The 26,485-nt window shown below is 74.4% G+C and carries 28 protein-coding genes; 7 read left to right on the top strand and 21 right to left on the bottom strand.

The features are described 5' to 3' along the window. Positions 1 to 128: 128 nt before the first annotated feature. From ICW24_RS14835 to ICW24_RS14790, 10 genes are all read right to left on the bottom strand, one after another. Positions 129 to 434, bottom strand: coding sequence for a glutaredoxin family protein (locus ICW24_RS14835; protein WP_226346499.1), 306 nt, complete (start codon positions 432 to 434; stop codon positions 129 to 131). 81 nt (positions 435 to 515) lie between these two features. Next, a complete protein-coding gene (locus ICW24_RS14830; RefSeq protein ID WP_226346498.1) occupies positions 516 to 1,487 on the bottom strand; it encodes a lysophospholipid acyltransferase family protein in 972 nt (323 codons plus the stop codon). Beyond that, positions 1,484 to 2,563: an NAD-dependent epimerase/dehydratase family protein gene (locus tag ICW24_RS14825; RefSeq protein ID WP_226346497.1), complete on the bottom strand. Its 1,080-nt coding sequence runs from the start codon at positions 2,561 to 2,563 to the stop codon at positions 1,484 to 1,486. The genes ICW24_RS14830 and ICW24_RS14825 overlap by 4 nt, the downstream gene beginning before the upstream one ends. 245 nt (positions 2,564 to 2,808) lie before the next feature. Continuing rightward, positions 2,809 to 2,907, bottom strand: coding sequence for a 30S ribosomal protein bS22 (locus tag ICW24_RS14820; RefSeq protein WP_003792170.1), 99 nt, complete (start codon positions 2,905 to 2,907; stop codon positions 2,809 to 2,811). Positions 2,908 to 3,059: 152 nt separating this feature from the next. Beyond that, the gene (locus ICW24_RS14815) at positions 3,060 to 4,250 is read right to left on the bottom strand and encodes an acetoin utilization protein AcuC (protein WP_226346496.1); all 1,191 of its coding nucleotides are present in this window, start codon (positions 4,248 to 4,250) and stop codon (positions 3,060 to 3,062) included. A gap of 120 nt (positions 4,251 to 4,370) precedes the next feature. Further along, entirely contained in the window at positions 4,371 to 4,874 is a 504-nt protein-coding gene (locus ICW24_RS14810) for a GNAT family N-acetyltransferase (protein WP_226346495.1), read from the bottom strand. 154 nt (positions 4,875 to 5,028) lie between these two features. Further along, positions 5,029 to 5,898, bottom strand: a complete 870-nt coding sequence (proC, locus tag ICW24_RS14805; RefSeq protein WP_226346494.1) for a pyrroline-5-carboxylate reductase — start codon at positions 5,896 to 5,898, stop codon at positions 5,029 to 5,031. A gap of 44 nt (positions 5,899 to 5,942) precedes the next feature. Then, positions 5,943 to 6,896, bottom strand: coding sequence for a proline dehydrogenase family protein (locus ICW24_RS14800; protein WP_226346493.1), 954 nt, complete (start codon positions 6,894 to 6,896; stop codon positions 5,943 to 5,945). A 59-nt stretch (positions 6,897 to 6,955) separates the two neighbouring features. Continuing rightward, a complete protein-coding gene (locus tag ICW24_RS14795; RefSeq protein ID WP_226346492.1) occupies positions 6,956 to 7,789 on the bottom strand; it encodes a sugar phosphate isomerase/epimerase family protein in 834 nt (277 codons plus the stop codon). Between the two features lie 122 nt (positions 7,790 to 7,911). Then, positions 7,912 to 8,847, bottom strand: a complete 936-nt coding sequence (locus ICW24_RS14790) for a Ppx/GppA family phosphatase (protein WP_226346491.1) — start codon at positions 8,845 to 8,847, stop codon at positions 7,912 to 7,914. A gap of 119 nt (positions 8,848 to 8,966) precedes the next feature. Between ICW24_RS14790 and ICW24_RS14785 the strand changes: the two genes are divergently transcribed. Continuing rightward, entirely contained in the window at positions 8,967 to 9,878 is a 912-nt protein-coding gene (locus ICW24_RS14785; protein ID WP_226346490.1) for a DUF3109 family protein, read from the top strand. 64 nt (positions 9,879 to 9,942) lie between these two features. On the opposite strand, the gene ICW24_RS14780 is transcribed toward ICW24_RS14785, so the two are convergent. Together ICW24_RS14780 and ICW24_RS14775 are read right to left on the bottom strand one after the other, a co-directional pair. After that, a complete protein-coding gene (locus ICW24_RS14780) occupies positions 9,943 to 10,188 on the bottom strand; it encodes a hypothetical protein (protein ID WP_226346489.1) in 246 nt (81 codons plus the stop codon). Positions 10,189 to 10,349: 161 nt separating this feature from the next. Beyond that, positions 10,350 to 10,979: a flavin reductase family protein gene (locus ICW24_RS14775; protein ID WP_226346488.1), complete on the bottom strand. Its 630-nt coding sequence runs from the start codon at positions 10,977 to 10,979 to the stop codon at positions 10,350 to 10,352. 174 nt (positions 10,980 to 11,153) lie between these two features. On the opposite strand from ICW24_RS14775, the gene radA reads away from it, so the two are divergent. From radA to ICW24_RS14755, 4 genes are all read left to right on the top strand, one after another. Then, positions 11,154 to 12,596 carry a DNA repair protein RadA gene (gene radA, locus ICW24_RS14770; protein ID WP_226346487.1) on the top strand — a complete coding sequence of 481 codons (1,443 nt, stop codon included), beginning with the start codon at positions 11,154 to 11,156 and terminating at the stop codon, positions 12,594 to 12,596. Positions 12,597 to 12,941: 345 nt separating this feature from the next. Further along, entirely contained in the window at positions 12,942 to 14,060 is a 1,119-nt protein-coding gene (gene disA, locus ICW24_RS14765) for a DNA integrity scanning diadenylate cyclase DisA (protein WP_264176657.1), read from the top strand. A 77-nt stretch (positions 14,061 to 14,137) separates the two neighbouring features. Next, entirely contained in the window at positions 14,138 to 15,013 is an 876-nt protein-coding gene (locus tag ICW24_RS14760; protein WP_226346644.1) for an iron-sulfur binding domain-containing protein, read from the top strand. Positions 15,014 to 15,043: 30 nt separating this feature from the next. Then, positions 15,044 to 15,241: a hypothetical protein gene (locus tag ICW24_RS14755; protein ID WP_226346485.1), complete on the top strand. Its 198-nt coding sequence runs from the start codon at positions 15,044 to 15,046 to the stop codon at positions 15,239 to 15,241. Positions 15,242 to 15,350: 109 nt separating this feature from the next. Here the strand turns inward: ICW24_RS14755 and ICW24_RS14750 are convergent, their stop codons facing one another. Then, a complete protein-coding gene (locus ICW24_RS14750; RefSeq protein ID WP_226346484.1) occupies positions 15,351 to 17,954 on the bottom strand; it encodes an ATP-dependent Clp protease ATP-binding subunit in 2,604 nt (867 codons plus the stop codon). Between the two features lie 234 nt (positions 17,955 to 18,188). Next, entirely contained in the window at positions 18,189 to 19,214 is a 1,026-nt protein-coding gene (ku, locus tag ICW24_RS14745; RefSeq protein WP_226346483.1) for a non-homologous end joining protein Ku, read from the bottom strand. 191 nt (positions 19,215 to 19,405) lie between these two features. Between ku and ligD (ICW24_RS14740) the strand changes: the two genes are divergently transcribed. Next, positions 19,406 to 20,449 (top strand): non-homologous end-joining DNA ligase, encoded by a 1,044-nt coding sequence (gene ligD / locus ICW24_RS14740; RefSeq protein WP_226346482.1) that lies wholly within the window; start codon positions 19,406 to 19,408, stop codon positions 20,447 to 20,449. Continuing rightward, positions 20,442 to 21,362 (top strand): non-homologous end-joining DNA ligase, encoded by a 921-nt coding sequence (gene ligD, locus ICW24_RS14735; protein WP_226346481.1) that lies wholly within the window; start codon positions 20,442 to 20,444, stop codon positions 21,360 to 21,362. Before ligD (ICW24_RS14740) ends, ligD (ICW24_RS14735) begins: the two co-directional genes overlap by 8 nt. 93 nt (positions 21,363 to 21,455) lie before the next feature. Here the strand turns inward: ligD (ICW24_RS14735) and ICW24_RS14730 are convergent, their stop codons facing one another. From ICW24_RS14730 to folE, 7 genes are all read right to left on the bottom strand, one after another. Continuing rightward, the gene (locus tag ICW24_RS14730; RefSeq protein WP_226346480.1) at positions 21,456 to 21,791 is read right to left on the bottom strand and encodes a histone-like nucleoid-structuring protein Lsr2; all 336 of its coding nucleotides are present in this window, start codon (positions 21,789 to 21,791) and stop codon (positions 21,456 to 21,458) included. 301 nt (positions 21,792 to 22,092) lie between these two features. Then, entirely contained in the window at positions 22,093 to 22,311 is a 219-nt protein-coding gene (locus tag ICW24_RS14725; protein ID WP_226346479.1) for a hypothetical protein, read from the bottom strand. Positions 22,312 to 22,588: 277 nt separating this feature from the next. Further along, the gene (locus ICW24_RS14720) at positions 22,589 to 23,494 is read right to left on the bottom strand and encodes a Rossmann-like and DUF2520 domain-containing protein (protein WP_226346478.1); all 906 of its coding nucleotides are present in this window, start codon (positions 23,492 to 23,494) and stop codon (positions 22,589 to 22,591) included. A gap of 93 nt (positions 23,495 to 23,587) precedes the next feature. Next, entirely contained in the window at positions 23,588 to 24,115 is a 528-nt protein-coding gene (locus tag ICW24_RS14715) for a DUF3180 domain-containing protein (protein WP_226346477.1), read from the bottom strand. Next, positions 24,090 to 25,046 (bottom strand): 2-amino-4-hydroxy-6-hydroxymethyldihydropteridine diphosphokinase, encoded by a 957-nt coding sequence (gene folK, locus ICW24_RS14710; RefSeq protein WP_226346476.1) that lies wholly within the window; start codon positions 25,044 to 25,046, stop codon positions 24,090 to 24,092. Before folK ends, ICW24_RS14715 begins: the two co-directional genes overlap by 26 nt. Further along, positions 25,043 to 25,882: a dihydropteroate synthase gene (gene folP, locus ICW24_RS14705; protein ID WP_226346475.1), complete on the bottom strand. Its 840-nt coding sequence runs from the start codon at positions 25,880 to 25,882 to the stop codon at positions 25,043 to 25,045. The genes folK and folP overlap by 4 nt, the downstream gene beginning before the upstream one ends. Beyond that, complete coding sequence (gene folE / locus ICW24_RS14700) at positions 25,879 to 26,448, bottom strand: GTP cyclohydrolase I FolE (protein ID WP_226346474.1); 570 nt, start codon at positions 26,446 to 26,448, stop codon at positions 25,879 to 25,881. The genes folP and folE overlap by 4 nt, the downstream gene beginning before the upstream one ends. Positions 26,449 to 26,485 lie beyond the last annotated feature (37 nt).

Genomic DNA, 26,485 nt, shown 5'->3' with positions numbered 1-26,485 from the left:
CGGTGGTCCGTCCCCGGGGGGGCCGTTCCGGTGCGCCGTCGACTCACTCTAGGACCGCCGCAGGGTTGCCACCAAACGCTCGCCGCCCGCCCGGGCCCGGGCGCGCCCCCGTGGGGGCGCCGAGGGCGTCAGGCGTGCGCCGGGGTGGGGGCGGAGGCGAGCGCGGCCCGCAGCCGGCTCGCGCTGACGCGCCAGTAGTCGTGCTGCTCGCCGTCGACGAGAGTGATGGGCAGTTGCTCCCACCACAGCGGGTCGGGGTCGCGCAGGTCGAGGATCGAGACCTCTTCCCACGTGACGTCGAGGTCTTCGGCGACGCCGCGGATCACCTCGCGCGCCATCTTGCACAGGTGACATCCGGGTCGACCGACGAGCGTGATCCTGGCGGCGGACGACCGGTCCGCCCCGCCCGACGTGGTGTCTGACGTGTTGTCCATGCCGACCACTGTATGACGCTCGTTCAACACCACGGGGCCGGAGTTCCCCGCGAGGACGGCGCCGCCCGCCTCGAGCCCACCTCAGGTGAACGGGTGACCGCGTTCGGAGAGCAGCCGGTGCAGCCGGGTCTGGATGTGCTCGCGCACGCGGTCGGTGAGGTCGAACACGACGAGGGGGTCGTCCGCGTCGTCGGGGCCGAGGCCGGTCGTGTCCAGCGGCTCGCCGAAGTCGATGATCCACCGCGTCGGGAGGGGCACGAGACCGAGGAGCCCCAGGTGCGGGAACGTCGGAGTGAGCGGGAAGTACGGCAGGCCGAGCGCCTGCGCGACCGGGGCGAGGTCGGCGATCATCGGGTAGGACTCCTCCGCGCCCACGATGGAACAGGGCACGACGGGCGACCCGGTCCGCAGCGCGGCCGCCACGAACCCGCCGCGGCCGAAGCGTTGCAGCCGGTAGCGCTCGCTGAACGGCTTGCCGACGCCCTTGAACCCCTCGGGCCAGACCCCGACGAGCTCCCCCGCCTCGAGGAGGCGGTGGGCGTCGCCGCGCGAGGCGAGGGTCGTGCCGGCGCGGCGCGCCACCTGCCCGAGGAACGGGGTCGCGAAGACGAGGTCGGCCCCGAGCAGGCGCAGGAACCGGTGGTCGGGGGTGTGCTCGTGGACGGCGACCTGCGTCATCACCGAGTCGATCGCGATGGTGCCGGAGTGGTTGGCGACGACGAGCGCGCCCCCGTCGCGGGGCAGGTTCTCCGCGCCGTGGACCTGGGTGCGGAACCACCGCCGGTAGAGCGGGCGCAGGATCGGCAGGTAGACGTGCTCGGTGAAGTCGGGGTCGAACCCGAACTCATCCACCGCGCTCTCGCCGGTGACCGCCCGGCGTGCGTAGGCGAGCGTCGAGGCCACCTCGGCCTCGATCTGCGTCTCGGGGACGCCCGCCTCGCGCGCCGACCAGCGCAGGACGGCCACGAGCAGGCCCACGAGCCGGGCGACCTGGGCGCGCGCGTCGTCGGCGTGGTCGCGTCCGTCGTCGCGCCCCGTCGGGTCGTGGCTCACGGGCGGGGTCCGGCCTCGGCGCCGTCGTGACCGCGCACGGCGTGCGCCCCGGTGCCGACGAGCGCCGGGTCGAGGCGGGCGGCGAGTCCGTCGGCGGCGGCCGCCGCGGCCGCGAGGGTCGCGTGCGCGGGCGACGCCGGGGCGGCGGCGCCGAGGTCGGCCAGGGCCTCGCGCGTCGTGTGGAGGGGGTGGAAGCCCAGGTCGTGCCGCATCCGGGTCGTGTCGAGGGCCCGGCCCCACATGAGGTGGTCGATGGCCTCGTCGGGCATCTCCCACAGGTGGACCCGCCGGGCGAGCCCGGACAGGAGGCGCCCGGTCGACACGACGACGGGCACGGGGGTGCCGCCGGCGAGCCGCACGGCGCGCCGCAGCCCGACGACTCCCGGCGCCGCGACGTTGATCGTGCCCGTGACGTCGGACGTCGTGGCCGCGACGAGCGCGCCCACGGCGTCGTCGGCGTGGAGGACCTGCAGCCGCGCGTCGAAGCCGAGCGGCACGGGCGCGAACGACGACCGCAGGTAATCGGTCATGGCGCTGCTCACGTGGGGGCCGACGACGTGGGCCGGGCGCAGGACGCACGCCGCGAGGCCGGGGCGCCGGCGGGCCGCCGACCGCAGGTAGCCCTCGACGTCGAGGGCGTCGCGCGCGTACCCGCCGCGGCGTCCGCCCCGGGCCTCGTCGTCCTCGGTGAAGTGGGAAGGGTCCTTGGCCGACGATCCGTAGACCGAGGCGGTGGACTTGAGGACGACGCGCCGCACGCCCGCGCGGGCCTGGGCCGCGGCGAGGAGCTGCATCGTGCCGATGACGTTGTGCTCCTTGGTCGCGGTGCGCTCCCGGGACGTGCGGGGCTCGGTGAGGCTGAGGTGCAGGACGACGTCGACGTCGGCCCGCGCGAGGATGCGTCCGAGGAGCGGGTTGCGCAGGTCCGAGCGGACGAACTCGGCCCCGCCGAGGGGGTGCCGGGGCTCGACGCCGTCGAGCCCGATGACCCGGTCGACCCCGGAGGCATCGCACAGCTCGCGGGCGACGCGGGCACCCAGGTACCGGGACGCGCCCGTGACGAGCACCGTGGACATCGCAGGCACCCTTTCGGCAGTGGTCGTCCCCGATCCTAGCGTCGGCCCCGATCGCCCCCGCCGGGCCGGGACGCCCGCCGGGCCCGGCGCGCCAGGCTCGTGGGGGCTCGTCAGGGCTCGTCAGGGCTCATCGGGTCGGGCCGGGGCGGGCCGGGGCACGGAAAAGGCCACCCGCTCCCGAAGGAGGAGTGACCGTCCGTGTCGGGCCGCGCCCGCCGACCCGCGGGCACCTGCCCGCGAGGGGGTTACTTCTTGTTGCGGCGCTGGTGACGCGTCTTGCGGAGCAGCTTGCGGTGCTTCTTCTTGGCCATCCGCTTGCGGCGCTTCTTGATGACGGAGCCCATGTGAGTCCTTCGGTCGGCGGTGATGAGGTGATGGTGTAGGTCCGGGACCGTCTGCCGGACCTCGTCCGGTTTCGGGTTTCGGTCAACCCTACTCCCGTCCCGGCGGGCGCCCCAAACGGCGGTGGCGGAGCCCTGGGGACGCCACGCGCGGGTCAGTCGAACCAGATGTCGAGCCCGTGATAGGGGAAGACGCCCTCCCGCGTGGCCATGACGGCCCGGTCGAGGGAGGTGTCGGGGTCGTAGCCGCCGTCCCACGGGCGCCACCAGATGCGCCCCCGCTCCGAGGTGCCGTCGCCCATCGTCGGGGGGGCGTCGACCCCGAGCCGGGTCGAGACGTCCTCGAGCCAGTCGGCCGGGACGGGGGTCTCCGGGTCGATGGGCCGCCCGGCCGCGACGGCCACGAGGTGGGTCCAGGCCCGGGGCACGACGCCGACGACGTCGTAGCCGCCGCCGCCGAGGGCGACCCAGCGCCCCTCGCACACCTCGTCCGCGAGATCCGCCAGCGTCGTCATGACGAGTCGCTGGGCGTCGACGGAGATCGACAGGTGGGCGAGGGGGTCGTTCGCGTGCGAGTCGGCGCCGTGCTGGGTGATGAGCACCTGAGGCGCGAACGCGCGCAGCACCGGCGGCGCCACCGCGTGGAACGCCCGCAGCCACATCGCGTCGTTCGTGCCCGGGGGCAGCGCGACGTTGACGGCGCTGCCGAGGGCGTCGGGGCCGCCGAGGTCGCCGGGGAAGCCGGTCCCGGGGAAGAGCACCGTGCCGGTCTCGTGCAGCGAGATCGTCAGGACGCGGGGGTCGTTCCAGAAGGCGCGCTCGACCCCGTCACCGTGGTGGGCGTCGACGTCGACGTAGGCGACGCGCTCGGCCCCGTGCTCCAGCAGCCAGTGGATGGCGACGGCGGCGTCGTTGTAGACGCAGAACCCGGAGGCCCGTTCGCGCATCGCGTGGTGCATCCCGCCGGTGAAGTTGACCCCGCGGCGGGCCGCTCCGGTCCACACCCGCTCGGCCACGGCCCGGGTGCCCTCCGCGATCCGCGCCGCGGCGTCGTGCATCCCGACGAACGCGGGGTCGTCCTCGGTGCCCAGCCCGAAGGCGGAGTCGGCCGACGACGGGTCGATCGAGGCCGCCTTGACGGCCGCGACGTAGTCGGCGTCGTGGACGGTGAGCAGCACCTCGTCGTCCGGCACCTGGGGCGCGACCAGGTCGAGGGAGTCGAAGAGGTCGAAGCTGCGGCACAACCGCGCGGTGAGATCGAGCCGCACCGGGCTCATCGGATGACCGACGCCGAAGTCGTAGGCGGTGAACTGCTCGTCCCAGACGACGGCGACCGGTGGATTCATGCGACGACCCTACCGACGCGGCGCCGCACGCGGGGCCTCCGTGGACCGTCGCCGCCGAGCACCGTGCGCCGGCGCGGTCCGGTCGGTCAGCGGTCGAGCGCGGTCAGCGGCTGAGTGCGGTCAGCGGTTGAGCGCGAGCACCATGGCGAGTTCCTGGTCGCCGTCCTCGTCGGTGCGCACGCGCATGGGGCGGCGGTACTCGGTGGGGCGGAACCCGTAGCTGCTCGCGAAGGCGACGGCGCGGCCGTTGTCGGTGCCGACCCAGTAGACGAGCTGACGATGCCCGTGACCGGTGGCCTGGGCCGCGCCCGCCTGCACGAGGGCGGCGGCGGCGCCGGCGCCGCGCATGTCGGGGGCCACCCAGAGACCGAAGATCTCGGCGGCGTCGTCGAACAGGTCGTCCTCGCCGCGGACCGACACGATGCCGATCGCCTTGCCGTCGGCCTCGGCGACGAGACGGGCCGAGCGACGCATGCGGGCCTGCCACTGCTCGTCGTCGAAGGCGGCCTCGGTGGCGTGGTCGGCGACGAAGGCCTCGGGAGACTCCTGGAGCGCCCGCAGCCGGACCTCCTTGTACTGTTCCCATTCGTTCTCGGCGAGCACCCGCACACTGATGTCGGTCATCCGTGTCACCTTTCGTCCACACTGGATCGAACACGAGGGATCGGCACGGGGCGAGGGGACCCAGGCCGTAACGGTTTCAAGCCTATCAGCGGGCCCCCGAGCGCCGGCCGGGCCGTCGGGCGCAGGCCGGGCGGCCGGCGACGCGGGCGGTCCCTCAGCCGCCCAGCTCCACGGACTTGTCCCGCGCGGCCTCGATCCCGCCGAGGATCGTGGACCGCAGCCCGCCCCGGTCGAACTCGCGCAGGGCGGCCGCGGTCGTCCCCCCTGGACTCGTCACGCGCTCGCGCAGGAGCCCGGGCGGGGTGTCGCCGTCGCGGAGCATCGCCGCCGCCCCGACGAGCGTCTGCACCGCGAGCTGGGTCGCGACCGGCCGGGGCAGGCCGACGAGCACGCCGCCGTCGATCATGGCCTCGGCCAGGGCGAAGACGTAGGCCGGCCCCGACCCGCTCAGCGCGGTCACGGCGTCCTGCTGCTTCTCGGGAACCACGACGACCTGGCCGCAGGTCTCCAGCAGGGCGCGCGCGAGGCCGAGGTGGTCCTCACCGCAGCTCGTCCCCGGGGACAGAGCCGACATCCCCTCCCCGACGAGGGCGGGCGTGTTGGGCATGACGCGCACGACCGGCACCCCCGACGGCAGGTGCTCCTCGAGGGCCGCCACGCGGATGCCGGCCGCGAGGCTGACGACGAGGGTGTCGGCGCCGATCGCGTCGGTCACCTCGTCCAGCAGGCCGGCCACGTCGGCGCCCTTGACCGCGACGACGACGACGTCGGCGCCGCGCACGGCCTCGGCGTTGCCGGCCACGGTGACGCCGCGCTCGTGCCAGCGGGCGGCCGCGTCCTCGTCGAGGGTCGTCACGCGGGCGTGGGCCGGGTCGGCGCCGGCCCGCAGGATCGAGTCGAGCACGGCCGACCCCATGACCCCCGCCCCGAGCAGGGCGATGGTCAGGTCGCCCAGGCGCGGGCCGGAGGTGGGGTCGGAGGCGTCGCCCTCGTCGCGGGGCTGGGCGGTGGGGTTCGCGGACACGAAGGGCTCCTGGCGTGTGGGGTGGACGATCGGTGGCGGGTGTCTCAGCGGGCCGTCGCGGCGCGCACGAGCGAGACGACGGGATTGGTCTCCTCGGCGATGCGGGACATGAGATAGGGGTACCAGTCCTCGCCGAAGGGGACGTAGACGCGCATCCGGTCCCCGCGGTCGGCGACCGTGGTCTGGGTGACCGGCGCGACGCCGTACCGCAGCCCGTACTCGATCTCCCGCCCGGCCCGCTCCGCCTCGGGCAGATGCGCGACGAGGCTCTCGGCGATGCGCAGGAGGCGGAGGTCGTGCGTGGCGACGACGACGTCCGCTCCCCCGTGGAGCAGGATCTTCAGGCAGCGCACGTAGGCGAGGTCGACGTCGTGGGGCCGCGTGATCGCACCGGGGCCGTGGGCCGTGCCCTTGCCCAGCCGCACCCGAGCGCCGTCCGCCGCGAGCGCACGGCAGTCGTCGGCGCTGCGGTCCAGCCCGGCCTGCAGCGCGATGCCGGTGTCGGGGAACTCGCCCCGCAGCTCGCGCCACGCGCCGAGCGTGACGTCGATCGGCAGCGTGTTCTCGGTCTCGACGGTCAGGCGGGTCCCCACCTCCGCCGCCGTCTGCGCGACGAGGCGGGCGTGCTCGAGCGCCGCCGGTGCCCCGCCCGGGCGCAGGCCCGCGCCAAGGGCCCGCATCCGCACGCTCACCTCGGTGCGGGCGCCCTCGCTGTACCCCGCCTGCCCGAGGCGGCGCAGGAGTTTGCGCAGCCGTTTGCGCCGGTCCTTGGCCTGGGTCGCGTCGAGCGGGTCGGCGGCCAGATGGGTCAGGGAGACGAGCCGCCCGCGCACGAGCAGCTCCCCGGTCACATCGAGCGCCGAGCTGATCGACTCGCCGGCGACGTACCGGCGCACGACGTCGTGCCCGACCGACTTGCCCTCGATGAGACGCCGCAGGCGCGCGTCGTGCGCCATCCGCATGAGCACGTCCTGCGTGGTCGACCAGACCTCCCGCACGCCGGGCTCCCCTCGTGTCAGATCCGCTCCGGCGCGGCCGACGCCGGGCCCGGACGTCGTCAGGCTAACGGTCCGGCGCCGTCGTCGCCGGGTCGGCCCGCCTCGAGGTGGGTGCGGGCGAACTCCAGGGAGCCGGCGAGGTCGGCGTCGCGGTTCGCGCCCCCGCCGCGGCGGGTGCTCACCTCGACGGCCACGACGCCCGTGAACCCCGACGCGCCCAGGCGGGTGAGGAACTCCCCGCACGGCTGGGTGCCGCGTCCGGGCACGAGGTGTTCGTCCGTGAAGGACCCCGACCCGTCCGCGAGGTGCACGTGCGCGAGGCGGTCGCCGAGGGCGGCCTGCATCGCGAGGACGTCGCTGCGCGCGGTGGCGGCGTGGCTGAGGTCGAGGGTGACGTGGCGGTAGGCCTGCGGGACCGGGTCCCACGTGGGCAGGTACGCCTTGACCTCCCGGCCGCCGGCGCGCCACGGGAACATGTTCTCGACGGCGAGCACGATGTCGCGCTCTCGCTCCATCCGTGCCACGCCCTCGACGAACCCGGCCGCGTACTGGCGCTGCCACCGGAACGGCGGGTGGAGCACGATCGACTCGCAGCCGATCTCCTTCGCGAGGTCGACCGTGCGGTCGAGCTTCACCCACGGGTCGGTCGTGCCGTAGGCCCGTTGCGTGACGAGCAGGGTCGGTGCGTGCAGCGACAGGATCGGGACGCCGTACGTGCGCTCGAACTCACGGAGCCGGGCGACGTCCTGGGTGACGGGGTCCGCGAGGACCATGACCTCGACGCCGTCGTAGCCGAGCCGGGCCGCGGTCTCGAACGCGGCCTCGACCTTGAGCGGGTACACGGACGACGTGGACAAGGTCACGCGCGGACGGGCCGCGTCGGGGGTCGTCATTTCCACGAGCGTAGCCGCAGAGGGTGCGCACCGGCGCGACCGCCACCGGGGACCGGACCCGCCCCGGGTGGGCGGGCCGGCGTCGGCCGGCGCGGCCCGTCGCGGACCGGCACGGACGCCGCTCAGTCGCCGGCGCCCAGATGGTCGAGGGTCTGCAGGATGACGCCCTCGCGCAGCGCCCAGGGGCAGACGACGAGCTCCTCGATGCCGACGAGGTCCATGACCGCCTCGACGACGAGCCCGCCGGCGAGGATCTGGTGGGCGCGGTGCGCGGACACCCCGGGCAGGCGGGCGCGGGCCGACGCCGACAACGGCGCCACCTTCTCGACGATGTCCTTGAGCGACGCCCGCGTCAGTGTCCGGCGGACGTACGGGCCGTCGCCGCTCGGGGCCGCTCCCCCGAGCCGGGCGAGCGAGCGGATCGTCTTCGACGTCCCGACGAACAGGTCAGGCTCCCCCACGCGCGTCAGGTCCCGCAGGACCCGGGCGATGTCGGCGCGGACGGCCTTGCGGACGGCCTTGACGTCGGCGGGATCGGGCGGGTCGGCGCGCAGGCGTTCCCGGGTGAGGCGGCCGGCGCCGAGCGGGAGGGACAGCGCGACGTCGGGGTCCTCGTCGAGACCGGAGGCCAGCTCGAGCGAGCCGCCCCCGATGTCGACGAGGAGCAGCCGCCCCGCCGACCAGCCGAACCAGCGGCGCGCCGCGAGGAACGTCAGCCGCGACTCGTCCTCCCCCGGCAGGACCGTGAGGTCGACGCCGGTGGCGTCCCGCACGGCCGCGAGCACCTCGGCGCCGTTCGGCGCCTCGCGGATGGCGCTCGTCGCGAAGCCCATGAGGGTCTCGATGCCGAGGTCCTCGGCCACGTCGAGACACTCGCCGACGAACCGCACCAGCATCCGCTCGCCGTCGCGGCCGATCGTGCCGTCGTCGAGGGTGTGGGACGAGAGCTGGAGGTCGATCTTGTGCTTCGTCGCCGGGATCGGCTGGGCGCCGCGGTGGGCGTCGACGGCGAGCAGGTGGACGGTGTTCGACCCGACGTCGACGACCCCGATGCGCATGGTTCGCGATGCTACCCACCGGCACGACGTCGGCGGGCGAGCCCCCGGGGCTCCGGGCATGGTCGCTCTGGGCCCTCGACCGGCACGTGTCGCCTCCCGCCGGCCGTACAGTGACGCGCGTGAGCGACGCCAGCACGCCGGACGGGCCGGGGACCGAGACGACCGGCGACGCGGGGCGGACGTGGGTCGAGTTCGACGACCCGGCGGATGCGGCCCAGCGGTTCCGGTGCGACCTCACCTGGCTGACCTCGACCTACCGCTGCATCTTCGGCTGCGGCTGCCCCGGGATCGACGCCGACCGGCCCGACGACGGCTGCTGCACGCTGGGGGCGCACTTCACGGACGAGGACGACGTCACGCGCGTGGCCGCGGTGGTCGACGACCTCGGCGACGACGAATGGCAGTACCGCAGCTGGTCCGGTGAGTCCGGGGGTTGGAGCGAGCCGGAGGGCGACGAGGTCAAGACCCGGGTCGTCGACGGGGCCTGCGTCTTCCTCAACCGCCCCGGCTTCCCCGCGGGGGCGGGGTGCGCCCTCCACCAGGCGGCGGTGGTGCGCGGAGTCGAGCCGCTGACCGCCAAGCCCGACGTCTGCTGGCAGCTCCCGCTGCGCCGCACCTACCGGACCGTGACGGAGAACGACGGCACGAGCTACCTCGAGACGTCGATCGGCGAGTACCGCCGCCGTGACTGGGGGCCGGGCGGGCACGACTTCGACTGGTACTGCACGTCGTCCCCGCTCGCCCACGCCGGCGGCGTGGACGTCACCGACGGGGCCGCCGGCGGCGGCCGCAGCGGGAGCGAGCCGCTGTTCCGCTCGAGCGAGGCCGAACTGCGCGAACTCATGGGCGACCAGGGGTACGCGGAGCTGGCGGCGCGCTGCGAGGTGCACCTCGCCGCCGTGGCCGCGTTGGTCTCGTCGGCCGGGCCGATCGGGCCGGCCGGGCTCGCCGTGGCGCCCGGCGGGCGGGCGCTGCTGCCGCTGCTCGTCCACCCCGCGACGCTCGCGGCCCGCGGGGCGTCGGCGTCCTGACGCCGCCGCGCATCGACCGAGCCCGGCCTCGGCGAGTCGACCGGCCTCGGTCGCGTGCCGGGCCTCAGTGGTCGGAGCGCTGCGTGCCGGGGGTGTCCTCGTCCCAGGCGGCCCGCTCGCGGCCCTCTTCGCGCATGGCCTCGGGCTCGGTGGGCAGGTCGCCGACGGTGTCGCCGCCCGAGGCGTCACGCTCGGCCGAGAGAAGGTCGTCGGGCGACGGCGCGGCGCCGGCGTCACCGGCGGCCGGGCGCGGGGCGGGCCCGGAGTGGTCGTCCTGCGACAGGTGGGACTGAGGGTCGACATCGCTCATGGCGTCAACCTACGTGCCGCGGCCGGACGGCGTGCGAGCGGGCGCGTGATCCCCGCCCGGTCGTCGCGCACGCCTCGAGGACTCGAGCCCGCACGCGACCCCGAGGGGTTCCTCATCGGCTCTCCCCCGGGGAACCGAGACGGCCCCGCGCCCGGCCGCACTCACTCGCCGTCGCGGCCGCCGGGGTAGCGGGGCCGCGGGGCGGAGCGGACCTCGCCCGGCAGCCCCCACTCGTCACGGCCGAGCCGGGCGAGGGGCGCGAGCGCCTCGTAGCGGGGGTGGGCGGCGTGCGGGTCGTCGAACGGCTCGAGCGTGTCGGCGTCCACGGCGACGTGCACGACCTTGCCGAAGACGACGGTCGAGTCGCCCAGCTCGAGCGTCGAGTGCAGGGTGCACTCGATCGCGACGGGGGACTCGCGGACCCGCGGCACCCCGACGAGTCGGGCGTCTTCCCGCGTGAGACCGAGGTGGTCGAACTCGCTGACGTGCGGCGGCTGGTCCGACCCGGTGCCGTTGACCGCGTCGAACGCCCGCTCCGGCGTCAGGTGGACGACGAACTCGCGGGTCTCGCGCACGTTGCGCAGCGTGTCCTTCGCCCCCACCGACGTGAACTGCACGATCGGCGGCCGGGCGCACGACACGGAGTAGAAGGAGTGCGGAGCGAGGTTGTCGACCCCGTCGGCACTGCGGGTCGACACCCACGCGATGGGGCGGGGCACGACCACCGCGGTGAGCAGGCGGTAGATCTGCCCGGGGCGCATGGCCGGCAGGTCGTACTCGTGTCGTGTCATGGAGCCCATCCTGCCCCGCCGGGCCGGCGCCCCGCCCGGGGGCGGGGGCGGTGCCGGGGGTGGACCGCCGACGCCGGCCCGGGGGCCCGAGCCGGTCATTGCCCGTCACTGCCGGCCGCTGCCATCCCCCGCCGTCCCCGACCTTGTCGGTACCGACGCCTACCGTGTCGGAGCATGGCCACCCGAACCGCCGCGCGCACCTCCTCCCGTGCCTCCGGCCGCCCCGCCTACCGTTGCTCCGAGTGCGGCTGGAGCACCGTCAAGTGGGTGGGTCGGTGCGGGGAGTGCCAGGCCTGGGGCACGGTCGTCGAGGCCGGGGCACCCACCGCCGCGCCCCGCACGGCCGCCTCGAGCGTGTCGACGCCGGCGCTGCCCATCGCCCAGGTCGACGCGCAGAGCGCCCAGGCCCGCACCACGGGGGTGGAGGAGCTCGACCGGGTGCTCGGCGGCGGGCTCGTCGACGGCGCCGTCGTCCTCTTCGCCGGCGAGCCGGGCATCGGCAAGTCGACGCTCCTGCTCGACGTGGCCGCCCGCACCGCCCGCTCTGGGCGCCGGGTGCTGTACGTCAGCGCCGAGGAGTCTGCGGCGCAGGTCCGGCTGCGGGCCGAGCGCATCGGTGCCCTGTCCGACGACCTGCTGCTCGCCGCCGAGACCGACCTCGGCACGGTCCTCGGGCACGTCGAGGCCGGCGCCCCCGACCTGCTGGTCGTCGACTCGGTCCAGACCGTCGCGAGCGCCGAGATCGACGGCGGCGCCGGCAACGTCACGCAGGTGCGGGAGGTGGCGGGCACCCTCATCCGCGCGGCCAAGGCCCGGAACATGTCCACACTGCTCGTCGGGCACGTGACGAAGGACGGCTCGATCGCCGGCCCGCGGGTGCTCGAACACCTCGTCGACGTCGTCGTCGGCTTCGAGGGCGACCGGCACTCCCGGCTCCGGCTCGTGCGCGCGATCAAGAACCGGTACGGCCCCACCGACGAGATCGGGTGCTTCGACCTCACCGACACCGGGATCAGCGGTCTCGCCGACCCGAGCGTCCTGTTCCTCTCGAGCCGCGACAGCGCCGTGCCGGGCACGGCGGTGACCGTCACGCTCGAGGGGCGCCGGCCGCTCGTCGCCGAGGTCCAGGCCCTCGTCTCCCCCACGGGGGCGCCGTCGCCGCGGCGCACGACCTCCGGCGTCGACTCGGCCCGCACGGCGATGCTCCTCGCCGTCCTCGACCGGCACGCCCGCGTGCCGACCCGGCAGGCCGACTGCTACGCCTCCACGGTGGGCGGGGTGCGCCTGTCGGAGCCGGCGGCCGACCTGTCGGTGGCGCTCGCGATCGCGGGATCCGCCCTCGACACCGCGCTGCCGCTGGGGACCATCGCCGTCGGCGAGGTGGGGCTGGCGGGTGAGATCCGGCCGGTCACAGGCCTGCCGCGGCGGCTGGCCGAGGCCGAGCGCCTCGGCTTCCGCACGGCGATCGTCCCGGCCTCCCCGGAGCGGGCCCGCTCCGGGGCCCGCGGCCCCGGGCGCCCGGGCGGGTTGCGCGTCGAGGCCGTCGGCGAGGGCCTGCGGGTCGTCGAGGTGGCGGACATCCGGGCGGCGGTGGCGCACCTCTCGCACCGGCGCTGACACGAGCGGCGAACGGAGGCGAGCTCGCGAGCCGCAGTGAGCGCGACAGAGAACGCCGAGCGGCGAACGGAGGCGAGCTCGCGAGCCGCAGTGAGCGCGACAGAGAACGCCGAGCGGCGAACGGAGGCGAGCTCGCGAGCCGCAGTGAGCGCGACAGGTGAGACGACCCCCGTGGCCCTGGCGGTCGTCGGCCTTGTCGTCATGGTGCCCGGCGGGGCGTGACAGCCCCGCGCCACCGGCCGGTCCCCGTAGGCGCCGGACGTGCGCGGGAGTTCACGGCCGGTTCGGCAACGAACCGGTGACGGCGCGACCTCGCTCCCCGCGAGGTGAGTGCGCGCGCCTACGATGGCCGAGGGCGCGCCCGCCCGAGGGGACGGCGAAGGAGTGATCGTGGAGCGCAGCGACGAGGACCTGCTCCGGGCGACGGTCGCCGCCGTCGCGCCGGGCACGGAGCTGCGCGACGGCATCGAGCGGATCATCCGCGGGCGGACCGGGGCGCTCGTCGTCCTCGGCGACGACGACGTGGTCCGCGAGATCTCGACCGGCGGTTTCCCCCTCGACATCGAGTTCTCGGCGACGCGCCTGCGGGAGCTCGCGAAGATGGACGGCGCCGTCGTCCTCGACCGGGAGGGCACGCGCATCGTGCGGGCCGCGACCCAGCTCCTGCCCGACGCGAGCATCGAGACGAGCGAGTCCGGCACCCGGCACCGCACCGCCGAGCGCGTGTCGAAGCAGACGGGGTTCCCGGTCGTCTCGGTGAGCCAGTCGATGTCGATCGCCGCCGTGTACGTCGGCTCGCAGCGTCACGTCCTGGAGAACTCCGCGATCATCCTCAGCAAGGCCAACCAGGCGCTGGCCACGCTGGAGCGGTACAAGAACCGCCTCGACGAGGTGACGGGCACGCTGTCGGCCCTCGAGATCGAGGACCTCGTCACGATCCGCGACGTCACCGCCGTCCTGCAGCGGCTCGAGATGGTGCGCCGCATCCGCGCCGAGGTGTCGGGCTACGTCATCGAGCTCGGCACCGACGGCCGGTTGCTGTCGCTGCAGCTCGAGGAGCTCGTGGCCGGGATCGACCGGGAGCAGGACCACGTCATCCGCGACTACCTGCCCGCCGACACGGCCCGCAGCGCCGTCGACGTGCTCGACGCGATGAGCAACCTGTCGGCCCTCGACCTGCTCGACCTCGCGGCGGGCGCCGCCGCCCTCGGCCACTCGACCCTCACCGAGAACCTCGACGACTCCGTGTCGCCGCGCGGGTACCGCCTCCTGTCGAAGATCCCCCGCCTGCCCGGCGTCATCGTCGACCGCCTCGTCGGGCACTTCGGCGGGCTGCAGCGGCTGCTCGGGGCGAGCTTCGAGGAGCTGCAGGCGGTCGACGGGGTCGGCGAGGGCCGCGCCCGCGCCGTACGGGAGGGCCTGTCGCGCCTGGCCGAGTCGAGCATCCTCGAACGCTACGTGTGAGCCCCACGCGTTCCCGGGCGTCTGCCGCCCACGCCACCGGCGTCCCCGCCCCGGGCGGCCTCGCCGTCGACCCCGTCGTGGCCGAGGAGCTCGTGACCCGCGTCAACGCGTGGTTTGCCCGCGCCGGGCGCGACCTGCCGTGGCGGTCGCCCGAGGCCTCGCCGTGGGGCGTCTTCGTCTCGGAGGTGATGAGTCAGCAGACGCCGTTGTCGCGGGTCGAGCCCGCCTGGCGCCGCTGGATGGAGCGCTGGCCGACGCCGGCGGCCCTCGCCGCCGACGCGCCCGGTGAGGCGGTGCGGGCCTGGGACCGCCTCGGCTACCCGCGCCGCGCGCTGCGGTTGCACGAGGCGGCAACGGCGATGGTCGAGCGGCACGGCGGCGACGTGCCCGACTCCTACGACGAGCTGCTCGCCCTGCCGGGCGTCGGCCCGTACACGGCGGCCGCGGTCACCGTGTTCGCCCACCGGCAGCGGGCGGTCGTCGTCGACACGAACGTGCGGCGCGTGCAGGCCAGGGCGGTGACCGGCCTCGCGCTCCCGGCCCCGGCGCTGACCCGCGCCGAGAGCGAGCTGGCCGGCGACCTCGTGCCGTCCGACGACCAGGCCGCCCTCACGTGGAACGTCGCCGTCATGGAGCTCGGGGCGCTCGTGTGCACGGCCCGCTCGCCGCGCTGTGGCGCCTGCCCGGTCCTCGACCTGTGCGCCTGGCAGCTCGCCGGCGCCCCCGCCTACGACGGGCCCATCCGGCGCGGGCAGGCGTGGGCCGGCACCGACCGGCAGGTGCGTGGCGCCCTCCTCGCCGTCCTGCGGGCCGCCCCCGCCGACGTCGGCGCCGCCGACCTGCGGGCCGCGTGGCCGGACGACGACGCCACGCGCGAGCGCTGCCTCGCCGGCCTGATCGAGGACGGCCTCGTCGACGCCCTCGGCGGCGGCCGGTACGGCCTCCCCGCCTGACCCGACCACGCCCGGTAGGGTCCTGCGACTGTGCGCCAGGGCACCGTCGACGTCTTCGGCTCCGAGGGGGCCGGCCTGCGCCAACGACTGTCCTTCGACGCCGAGCACCTCACCGCCGCGCAGCTCCTCGCTGCAGTGTCCGCGCGCGTCACCGTGCGCGACCTGTCGATCGAGGAGCCCGACATCGACGACGTCGTGCGCCGGGTCTACCGGGCCCGGCGCGCCTGACGGCCATCTCTCCCGGACGGCAGGCACCGTCACCGGCCGCCGGCTCCGCCCGGGCGCGCGAAGAGGGGCCGGACGCGCTCGCGTCCGGCCCCTCTCGTGGTCCCGCGGGTCAGCCCTGAGCCGCCTCGCCGCCGGGCGGCGGGCCCTGCTCGGCGCCGGCCGCGCCACCGGCTCCGCCGGCGATGTGGTCGGGTCCACCGTGGTCGCTGCCCGCGACGTGCGCCGGCATCTCCTCGCGGTGGTCCGGCTCCTTGCGGGTGCCGTGGAACGTGAACACCGCGTCGGCGCCCTCGCCCTCGACGTCGACGCCGACGATCTCGCCGGCCCCGATCTCGCCGTAGAGGATCTTCTCGGAGAGCACGTCCTCGATGTCGCGCTGGATCGCGCGGCGCAGCGGACGGGCGCCGAGCACCGGGTCGTACCCGCGCTTGGCGAGGAGCTTCTTCGCCTCCCCGGAGAGCTCGATGCCCATGTCCTTGTCCTTGAGGCGGGTGTCGAGCTTGGCGACCATGAGGTCGACGATCTCGACGATCTCGCTCTCGCTGAGCTGCGGGAAGACGATCGTGTCGTCCACGCGGTTGAGGAACTCGGGGCGGAAGTGCTGCTTGAGCTCGTCGTTGACCTTGTTCTTCATGCGGTCGTAGCTCGAGTTCACGTCGCTGTCCGACGCGAAGCCCAGGCCGACGGCCTTGGAGATGTCCCGTGTGCCGAGGTTGGTCGTCATGATGATGACGGTGTTCTTGAAGTCGACGACCCGACCCTGCGCGTCGGTGAGACGCCCGTCCTCGAGGATCTGCAGGAGGCTGTTGAAGATGTCGGCGTGCGCCTTCTCGACCTCGTCGAACAGCACGACCGAGAACGGCTTGCGCCGCACCTTCTCGGTGAGCTGACCGCCCTCCTCGTACCCGACGTAGCCGGGAGGAGAACCGAACAGCCGCGAGACGGTGTGCTTCTCGGCGAACTCGGACATGTCGAGGGTGATGAGGCTGTCCTCGTCGCCGAAGAGGAACTCCGCGAGCGTCTTGGCCAGCTCGGTCTTACCGACACCCGTGGGGCCGGCGAAGATGAACGAGCCACCGGGACGACGCGGGTCCTTCAGGCCGGCGCGGGTGCGGCGGATGGCCTGGGACAGCGCCTTGATGGCGTCGTCCATGCCGACGATCCGCTTGTGCAGCTCGGCCTCCATGTTGAGCAGGCGCGAACTCTCCTCCTCGGTGAGCTTGAAGACGGGGATGCCCGTCGACGCGGCGAGCACCTCGGCGATGAGCTCCTCGTCGACCTCGGCGACGACGTCCATGTCGCCCGACTTCCATTCCTTCTCGCGCGTGTTCTTCGCCTCGATGAGCTTCTTCTCGTCGTCGCGCAGCTTCGCGGCCTTCTCGAAGTCCTGCCCGTCGATGGCCGCCTCCTTCTCGCGGCGCACGTGGGCGATCTTGTCGTCGAACTCGCGCAGGTCCGGCGGCGCCGTCATCCGGCGGATGCGCAGGCGCGCCCCCGCCTCGTCGATGAGGTCGATCGCCTTGTCCGGGAGGAAGCGGTCGTTGATGTACCGGTCGGCCATGTTGGCCGCCGCGACGAGCGCGCCGTCCGTGATCGAGACGCGGTGGTGCGCCTCGTAACGGTCGCGCAGCCCCTTGAGGATCTCGATGGCGTGGCTCAGCGTCGGCTCGGCCACCTGGATCGGCTGGAAGCGGCGCTCGAGCGCCGGGTCCTTCTCGATGTGCTTGCGGTACTCGTCGAGCGTCGTCGCGCCGATCGTCTGCAGCTCGCCGCGGGCGAGCATCGGCTTGAGGATGCTCGCGGCGTCGATCGCGCCCTCGGCGGCACCCGCCCCGACGAGGGTGTGGATCTCGTCGATGAACAGGATGATGTCGCCGCGGGTCTTGATCTCCTTGAGGACCTTCTTGAGGCGCTCCTCGAAGTCACCGCGGTAGCGCGACCCGGCGACGAGCGCGCCGAGGTCGAGCGTGTAGATGTGCTTGTCCTTGAGGGTCTCGGGAACCTCGCCCTTGACGATGTCCTGGGCGAGCCCCTCGACGACAGCGGTCTTGCCGACGCCCGGCTCCCCGATGAGGATCGGGTTGTTCTTGGTGCGGCGGGACAGCACCTGCATGACCCGCTCGATCTCCTTGCCGCGCCCGATGACCGGGTCGACCTTGCCCTCGCGGGCGGCCTGCGTGAGGTTGCGGCCGAACTGGTCGAGCACGAGCGACCCCGCCGGGGTCCCCTCGGTGCTGCTCGACGCGCCGACGCCGGCCCCCGCGGGCTCCTTGCCCTGGTAGCCCGACAGCAGCTGGATGACCTGCTGACGCACCTTGTTGAGGTCCGCGCCGAGCTTGACGAGCACCTGGGCGGCGACGCCCTCGCCCTCGCGGATGAGCCCGAGCAGGATGTGCTCGGTGCCGATGTAGTTGTGCCCGAGCTGCAGCGCCTCGCGGAGGCTGAGCTCCAGGACCTTCTTGGCCCGGGGCGTGAAGGGGATGTGGCCGCTGGGGGCCTGCTGGCCCTGGCCGATGATCTGCTGGACCTGCTCGCGGACCGCGTCGAGGGAGATCCCCAGGCTCTCCAGGGCCTTCGCGGCCACGCCCTCACCCTCGTGGATGAGGCCGAGCAGGATGTGTTCGGTACCGATGTAGTTGTGGTTGAGCAGGCGCGCCTCTTCCTGCGCCAGGACGACCACCCGTCGGGCCCGATCGGTGAATCTCTCGAACATGAACTCGCTCCCTCGCTATCGAGACACCTCGATGCTAGCTGTGCCGCGCCGCACACGACCCAATCGTCCAGGTGCGCCGCCTGTGGAGCACAACGCGGCCCACCGGCGACATGTTCCGCCTCTTGAGTCCCGATCGCTCAGGTTTCGCCCTGAGCGGACACGACCGCCCCGGGTCGCGGGCGGCCGGCCCCCGCTCCGCCCCGACATGCCCCGCCGCACCCCGGCGCCGGGGAATCAGCCGGCCTTGGCCTCGGGCGCCTCGTCGGCCTTGGTGGCCGTCTTCGCCGTCGTCTTCTTCGCCGTCGTCTTCTTCGCCGTCGTCTTCTTCGCGGCGGGCTTCTTGGCCGTCGTCGAGGACGTCGACGTCTTCGAGGTCGTCTTCTTCGGTGCGGCGCTCTTGGCGGTGGTCTTCTTCGCGGCCGTCTGCTTCGAGGCGGTCTTCGTGGCGGGCTCGTCGTCGGCCTCGGACCCGCCCGACTCACCCCGGGCGGCCTTGGCGCGCTCGACCGACTTCTGCAGCGCGGCCAGCAGGTCGACGACCTGGCCCTCGTCCTCGTCCTCCTTCTCGGCCACGACGACCTCGCCGCCGGTGAGCTTGGCCTCCACGAGCGACTCGACGGCGCTGCGGAAGTCGTCCTCGTAGTCGTCGGGGTCGAAGTCGCCGGCCATGGACTCGATGAGCATGTGCGCCATCGACCGCTCGGACTCCTTGGGCTCGGGCACGTCCTCGAGCACGGGGAAGTCGGCGGCGCGCACCTCGTCGGGCCACAGCATGGTCTGGCAGACGATGACGTCGTCGCGCACGCGGAGCACGGCGATCGAGGTGCGCGAGCGCAGCGACAGCGTGACGACGGCCATGCGGTCGGTGTCGCGCAGCGCCTCCCGCAGGAGCGCGTAGGGCTTGACGGCGGCCGCGTCGGGCTCGAGGTAGTAGCTCTTCTCGAGCAGGAGCGGGTCGATCTGATCGGCCGGGACGAACTTCTCGACCGCGATCTCCTTGCTGCTGCTCGTCGGCGCCTGGGCGAAGTCCTCGTCGGTGAGGATGACGGTCCGACCGTCGCCGGAGTCGTACCCCTTGGCGATGTCGGCGTACTTGACCTCCTCGCCGTCGGCCTCGGCAACCCGCTTGTAGCGGATGCGGGAGCCGTCGCTCGCCCGCACCTGGTGGAACTTCACGTCGCGGTTCTCGGTGGCGCTCACCAGCCGCACGGGCACCGTGACGAGGCCGAACGACACCGCGCCCTTCCAGATCGCGCGCATGGCGTCCACCTCTTCCCTCGTCGAATGCCCCGGCGGTGTTCCGTCCCGCGCGAGAGGTCCAGAATCCCCCATGGCCCGGTCGGGGGCCAGCCCGTGGGGGGGGTCCCGACCCGGTGGCCGGTCGTCACACGCGCCTCCCGCCGCCCTCCCACGGCCGACGGGCCGAGCGGCCGGTGGGTGACAATCGGGGCATGCGCCCCATGCTCGCGACCCCGGCGACCGTCGTGCCCGCCGGAGACGCCTGGGTCCACGAGGTCAAATGGGACGGCATGCGGATCGTCGCCCACGCGGTCGACGGGCGCGTGCGCCTGAGCACGCGCGACGGGCGCGACGCGACGGCCCGCTTCCCCGAGCTCGCCGACCTCGGCGCCGGCCTCGACGAGGTGGTGCTCGACGGCGAGGTCGTCGACCTCGCCGACGGCCTCCCGTCGTTCCACCGGCTCATCACGCGTATCCACGCGACGCCGGCCCTCGCGCAGCGCCTCGCCCGGAGCGCGCCGGTCACGTACATGGCCTTCGACGTCGTCCGCCTCGGCGGGCGGGATCTCTGCGACGTGCCGCTGTCCGCGCGGCGGGAGCTCCTGGAGGCCATCGGGGCGCCCGGCACGCGCGCCCGGCTCTCGCCGACGTACACCGACGGCGCCTCGCTGCGCGACGCGACGCGGGAGCAGGGCCTCGAGGGGATCGTCTCCAAGCGTCTGGACAGCCGCTACGAGCCGGGCCGGCGCTCACCGGACTGGCTCAAGCTCGCGCACCGGCCCACCCGGTCGGTCGTCGTCGGCGGGTGGCGGCCCGAGACGGGCGGTGGCCGACGCGTCGGCGCGCTCCTCGTCGGCGTCCCGGCGGCCGGCGGCTCGCTCGCGTTCGTCGGGCGCGTGGGCAGCGGCCTGTCCGACGCCGCCGAGCGGGACCTGCGGGCGCGGTTGAGCGACCTCGGGGCCGACGCCGACCCGTTCGACCCGGCCGTCCCCGGAGTCGACGCGCGAGGCGCCCGCTGGGTGCGCCCCGAGGTGGTCGTCGACGTCCGCTCCCTCGGAGGGATCTCCGATCCCGGCGCCGACGGCGCACCGGCCGGGGCCGGGCCGCGACTGCGCCAACCGGTCTACGTCGGGCTGCGGGCCGACCTCAGACCGGACGACCTGCGCGCCGATGCCGGCCCGGGCGGCCCGGCGGAGCCGGGAGAGCCCGGAGAGCCCGGAGAGCTCGGAGAGCTCGCGGAGTCCGGCGATGCCTGACCCCTCGGGTGCGACGCGGGTGTCCGTCGGCGACCGCACCCTGTCGGTGTCGAACCTCGACAAGGTGCTCTACCCCGAGACGGGCACGACGAAGGCCGAGGTCGTGCACTACCTCACGCAGGTCGCACCCGTCCTGCTGCCGCAACTGCGCGACCGCGTCGTCACGCGGGTGCGGTGGCCGCACGGCACGGGCGGTCCGTCGTTCTTCGAGAAGAACGTCCCCGCCGGGGCCCCCGCCTGGGTGCGCCGGGTCACATTGCCGGCGCCGGGCTCGGGCCGGGGCTCCGCGACGACGATCACGTACCCGTTCGTCGACGACGTGGCCGGGCTCGTGTGGCTGGCCAACCTCGCCGCCCTCGAACTGCACACCCACCAGTGGCGTGTGCTCGACGGCGCCCCGGTGGCCCCCGACCGCCTCGTCGTGGACCTCGACCCCGGCTCCCCCGCCGGGCTCGCCGAGTGCGCCCGGGTCGCCCTCCTCGTGCGCGACACGCTCGCGGACGTCGCGCCGGGCCCCTGCGTCCCGGTGACGAGCGGGAGCAAGGGGATGCAGCTCTACGCGCGGTCGCCGGACCCCGCCGACCCCGACGCGACCCGCACGTTCGCCGAGGCCCTGGCCCAGGCCCTGGCGAGCGGGCATCCCGACCTCGTCGTGGCCCGGATGACGAAGAACCTGCGGGGCGGGAAGGTCTTCCTCGACTGGAGCCAGAACACCCGCGCCAAGACGACGATCTGCCCCTACTCGCTGCGGGGCAAGCACGAGGCGCCCTACGTGGCCGCTCCCCGCACGTGGGACGAGGTCGAGGCCGCGGCCGCCGGGCGCACCCCGCTGCGCCAGCTCTCCCCGGCCGAGGTCGTCGACCGCCTCGTGGACGGCGACCCCATGGCCGCGCTGGACGACCCCGACGCGTGAGGCCCGGGTGATCCGGGGCGCGCACACACGCCGGGACGCCGCGATCGACTCGATCGCGGCGTCCCGGCGTACCTGCGCCCTGGGGGCGGTGGATCAGGAATTGGCCTTGTCGTAGGCGTCCTGGAGCTCACCGGAGACGCGGCCCCGGTCGCTGACCTTGAATCCGTTGGCCCGGCCCCACTCGCGGATCTCGTTGAGGTCGCCGCGGCGGGTGGACCCGGTGGCGCCGCCTCGACGCCCGGTGACCTTGCGCCCACCGGAGCGACGGGCGTGACCCGTCCACGCGCTGAGGCTGTCGCGAAGCTTGCGCGCGTTGTCGTCGGAAAGGTCGATCTCGTAGTTGACGCCGTCGAGGGCGAAGGACACGGTCTCGTCGGCGACACCGCCGTCGAGGTCGTCCACAAGCAGAACTTGAACCTTCTGAGCCATGAATTTTCTCCGTCACTGAGGAAACTGTGCCGGAGCTGTATCGCTTATCCGGCCGGTCCACCGTCAGCCTAGTGATAAATGGACGTGAAGAAAAGTCACCCACACCACCCGAACGACGCGTTTCTCGACCGCTCTCACTGATCGCCCGATTGGGACTCATTCATCCCTGCACCCCGCGCAGGTGGGGGCCTGGAGAACGCACAGGTCGAGGCGCCGAGAAACTCCGGCGAGTGCCGGATGTGCCCGGGACTCAGGGACATTCTCCGGTGGCGTCGATCGCGGCCGGACAGGCCGGCGGGATTCAGCCGTCGTGACGCGTGCGCGCGTCGGGCAGCCGATCCGCGGGGGGCTCGTGCGGCGCGGTCCCGCCCGCGGCGTCGCCGTGTTGCGCCTCCCAGCGGGATTGCGCAAGTCGCTCTTTGCGGTCGCCCTCGACGATCGCCTTGATGACGAGGTAGAAGAGGAAGCCGACACCGACCGGCGGGGCCAGCGCCATGAGGTAGGGCCACACGTCGTTCATCGCTCTTCCCTGTTCTTCTCGTGCCGGGTGTCCGCGCGCGTCGGGTCTGGCGTGGCGGAGCGGAACCGATCGGTCGGGCGAACGGGGCGCGTCGACCGGGGCGAATATCTCCGGGATGCGACCGGAGAAGCATCGCGAGCCACCGCAAACCCTCGATAAGGACATATCGGCATCGGCTCGTCCCCGTGGATTCTACGCGCGTCGCAGAGCGCGCGAGTACCCCCGCGGACGCGCTCACCGCACCCATTCGGGGCCGCGCCACCCCGGCGTGCCGGGGTCAGGCCGACGGGCGCCCCGAACCGAGCAACCCGAGCAGGCGGTTGGCCTGCGCCTCGTCGATGCGTCCGTCCGAGAAGGCGCGCGAGGCAGCGGCTCGCGTCATCGCGAGATGCACGGCGCTCGACTCCGGCGCGAGGTCGTCGAGCTCACGCAGGTCGGCCCGCAGGCCGTCCTCGTCGTCGAGGGCGTCGAGGTGGGCACCGGGTCCCGAGCGGCGCAGGGACTCCTCCAGCGCGGTGAGCATGAGTGGGCCGAGCACCCGACGCCCGCCCGGCACGTGGGCCGCCTCCATCACCTCGGCCGCCTGCTCGACGAGCACCGGCAGCAGCGAGGCCGCGTGCGCCACGGCCGCGGCGTACGTCGCCCGGTCCCGCTCGTGGACCCAGACCGGCTCCGCGCCCATCTCGATGACGAGGGCCTCGCCGATGGGGCGCAGCACGTCGGAGGTCGTCACGACGATCGAGGACTCGGGGAGGCGCTCGAGGTCGACGAGGGTGCCCGTGAACCGCATCGCCGGATGCCAGGCGATCGGGAGCACGTGCGAGGCGAGCGCCGGCTCGAACACCTCGATGCCGTACCGGGCCCCGGTGTGGGCGACGATCTGCCCCGCGCGCCAGACCCCGCGCTTCGACAACCCCGACACGAGGCCGGGCAGCTCGCGGGACGGGACGGCGAGGAGCACGAGATCCGCGGCCTCGACGGTGTCCTCGACGGGCGTGATGGGGACCCCGGGCAGCAGGTCGAGGGCCCGTCGGCGACTCTCGTCGCTCAGCCCCGACACCGCGACGACCTGATGGCCGACGGCGTCGAGGGCGGCCCCCAGCACCGCGCCCACACGCCCCGCGCCGATCACCCCTACGCGCAGACGCGCATGGGATCGCTCGATCCAACCTGCGCGTTCCATGACCACTCCCCTACCCGCCCCGACGGTGCGGGACACCCCCTGCGGAGGGCCCGGACCGAATCGGGCCGGCCCGCACGGCGGGTGCGGGGCCCGTCAACGGCCCCGTTCCGGCTCTCCGGGCCGCAGCGGGCCGACCGTCTCGCTCGGGTCGCCCTCCGGTGGATCGATGCGGCACACGCGCTGCACCCACAGGCCGGCCGCCACGAGCGCCGCCCCGCCGAGCACGGTCACGACCCCCGAGACGAGGTCGGCGCGGGCCGAGGCGGCCGCGAGATCCGGCAGGGTGCGGGCGCACACGACCGCGTAGGCGCCGACGACGAGGGCGCCGGTCAGGGCGCTCGCCTGGGACAGGAGCAGGACACGGTAGGCGGCGATCGGGTGCACCGGGCGCGGCGCCGTCCCGCGCCGGGTCGCGCGGATCCGGCGGCCGGCGACGACGAGGGCGGCGGCGAACGCGCCGAGGAGCAGGCCGGCGGCCCACGACGGTGGCGGCGTGCTGCCCTGGGCCCGGGCCCACAGGGTGAGACCGGCGTGCGTCAGCGCGGCCGCGACGAGCGCCACCGTGAGCAGGGTGCGGGCCCGCAGGCCCCCGCGCTCATCCATGAGTCTCGTGGGTGTCATGGGTCCCATGGGTCCCTCGGACCAGGCCGGCCCGCACGCCCGGCCACGCGGGGCCGGGGCGCACGCCGACGGCGGCGGGGTCGCGCCCCACGACCTCGGAGGCGAGGTCGGCGACGGCCGCCGCGGAGCCGTCGGGGCGCCGCAGGCGGGCCCACGGGTCGACGACGGACCACGGGATCAGCACGAACGCCCGCTCGTGCGCCCGCGGGTGCGGCAAGGTCAGCGCGGGGTCGGCGGAGGTCAGGTGGCCGGGCCCGCCGGGGTCGCCCACCGCGATCAGGTCGAGGTCGAGGGTGCGCGGCCCCCACCGCACGTCGCGACGCCGGCCGGCGTCGGCCTCGATCCGGTGCAGGCGGGCGAGCAGGGTGCGCGGGTGCAGCCGGGTCCGCCCCACGAGCACGGCGTTGAGGTAGACGCCCTGGTCGGGCCCGCCGACGGGGTCGGTCTGGAACAGGGGCGACACCCCGGTGACCCGCACGCCGTCGAGCGCCTCCACCCGGCCCACCGCCTCCGCGAGCACGGCCGCGGCGTCCCCGAGGTTGGCCCCGAGCGCGACCACGACGGGGCGGTCGGCCTCCCGGACGACGCGGACCGCGACGTCCCCGAACGGCACCCCCACGGGCGCCTCCGGCTTGTGGACGCACACCTGCGCCGCCTCGACGAGCGGGGCGGCGAGGGCGGCGTCGGCGATCCGGGCCGCGAGGGTCTCGATGAGGTCGACGGAGTCGCCCTCGACGATGCGCACGACGTCGGCGGCCACGTCCGCGTAGCTGACCGTGTCGGCGAGGTCGTCGCTCGCACCGGCCGCCGCGAGGTCGACCCACAGGTCGACGTCGACGACGAAGGGCGCCGGAGTCGTCTTCTCGTGCGGCAGCACCCCGTGCCGGCCGCGCGCGGTCACGCCGCGGATCTCGATCCGGTCGCCGCTCACGCGGAGCCCCCCGCCGCCGCCGCGCCCGCCCCGGCGTGCGACACCGCGCGGACCACGCGCAGCGCCGCCACGGTCGACGGCACGTCGTGCACCCGGACGCACCACACCCCGGCCTGCGCGCACACGACGCTCGTCGCGGCGGTGGCGGCGTCCCGCGCGTCGGGCGGAGCGGGCGCACCGTCGGGACCGGCCAGAAGCCGCCCGAGGAAGGTCTTGCGGGAGGTGCCGAGCAGGAGGGGCAGGCCGAGCTCGCTCAGCCGGTCGAGCCCGGCGAGCAGGCTCCAGTTGTGCTCGGCCGTCTTGCCGAACCCGAGACCGGGGTCGAGGACGATCCGCTCGCGGGCGACGCCGGCGGCGACGAGCTCCTCGACCCGCTCACCGAGCTCGCGGCGGACGTCGGCGACGACGTCGTCGTACACGGCGCGCGACTGCATGTCGGCGCTGTGCCCGCGCCAGTGCATCGCGACGTAGTCGACCCCCGCGTCGGCGACGAACCCCGCCATGTCCGGGTCGGCGAGACCGCCGCTGACGTCGTTGACGAGGACCGCCCCGCGCTCGACGCAGGCGCGGGCCACGCAGGTGCGCATCGTGTCGACGCTGACCCGCAGGCCGGCCTGGACGAGCCGGTCGACGACGGGGACGACGCGGCGGGTCTCCTCGGCCACGTCGGGGCGCGCGGCGCCGGGCCGGGTCGACTCGCCGCCGACGTCGACGAGATCGGCGCCCTGGCGCGCGAGCTCGAGTCCGTGCGCGACCGCCGCGTCCTCGTCGAACCACCGCCCGCCGTCACTGAAGGAGTCGGGGGTGACGTTGACGATGCCCATGACGAGGGTCATCCGCGACGCCCTCGCAGGACGAGCGACATGGCCTCGGCGCGCGTCGCCGGGTCCCGGAGCTGCCCGCGGACCGTCGACGTCGTCGTGCGGGCGCCCGGCTTGCGGACGCCGCGCATCGACATGCACAGGTGCTCGCACTCGACGACGACGATGACGCCGCGGGGGCGCAGGTGCTCGACGAGGGCGTCGGCGATCTCGCTCGTCAGCCGCTCCTGCACCTGCGGCCGGCGGGCGAACACGTCGACGAGGCGGGCCAGCTTGCTCAGCCCGGTGATCCGGCCGTTGCGCGCGGGGATGTAGCCCACGTGCGCCACGCCGTGGAACGGCACGAGGTGGTGCTCGCACGTGGAGTAGACCTCGATGTCGCTGACGAGCACGAGCTCGTCGTGGTCCATCTCGAACGTCGTGGTCAGCACGTCCTCCGGGCGCTGGCGCAACCCGGCGAACAGCTCGGTGTACGCGCGGGCCACCCGGGCCGGGGTCTCCCGCAGCCCGTCACGGTCGGGGTCCTCGCCGACGGCGAACAGCAGCTCGCGGACGGCCGCCTGGGCGCGGGGGACGTCCACCGGACCCGGCCGGGGCGCCGACTCCTCGGGCTCCGAC

Source organism: Agilicoccus flavus, from assembly GCF_014857905.1.
GTDB lineage: Bacteria > Actinomycetota > Actinomycetes > Actinomycetales > Dermatophilaceae > Agilicoccus > Agilicoccus flavus.
This window is presented reverse-complemented; position numbering and strand designations above follow the sequence as displayed.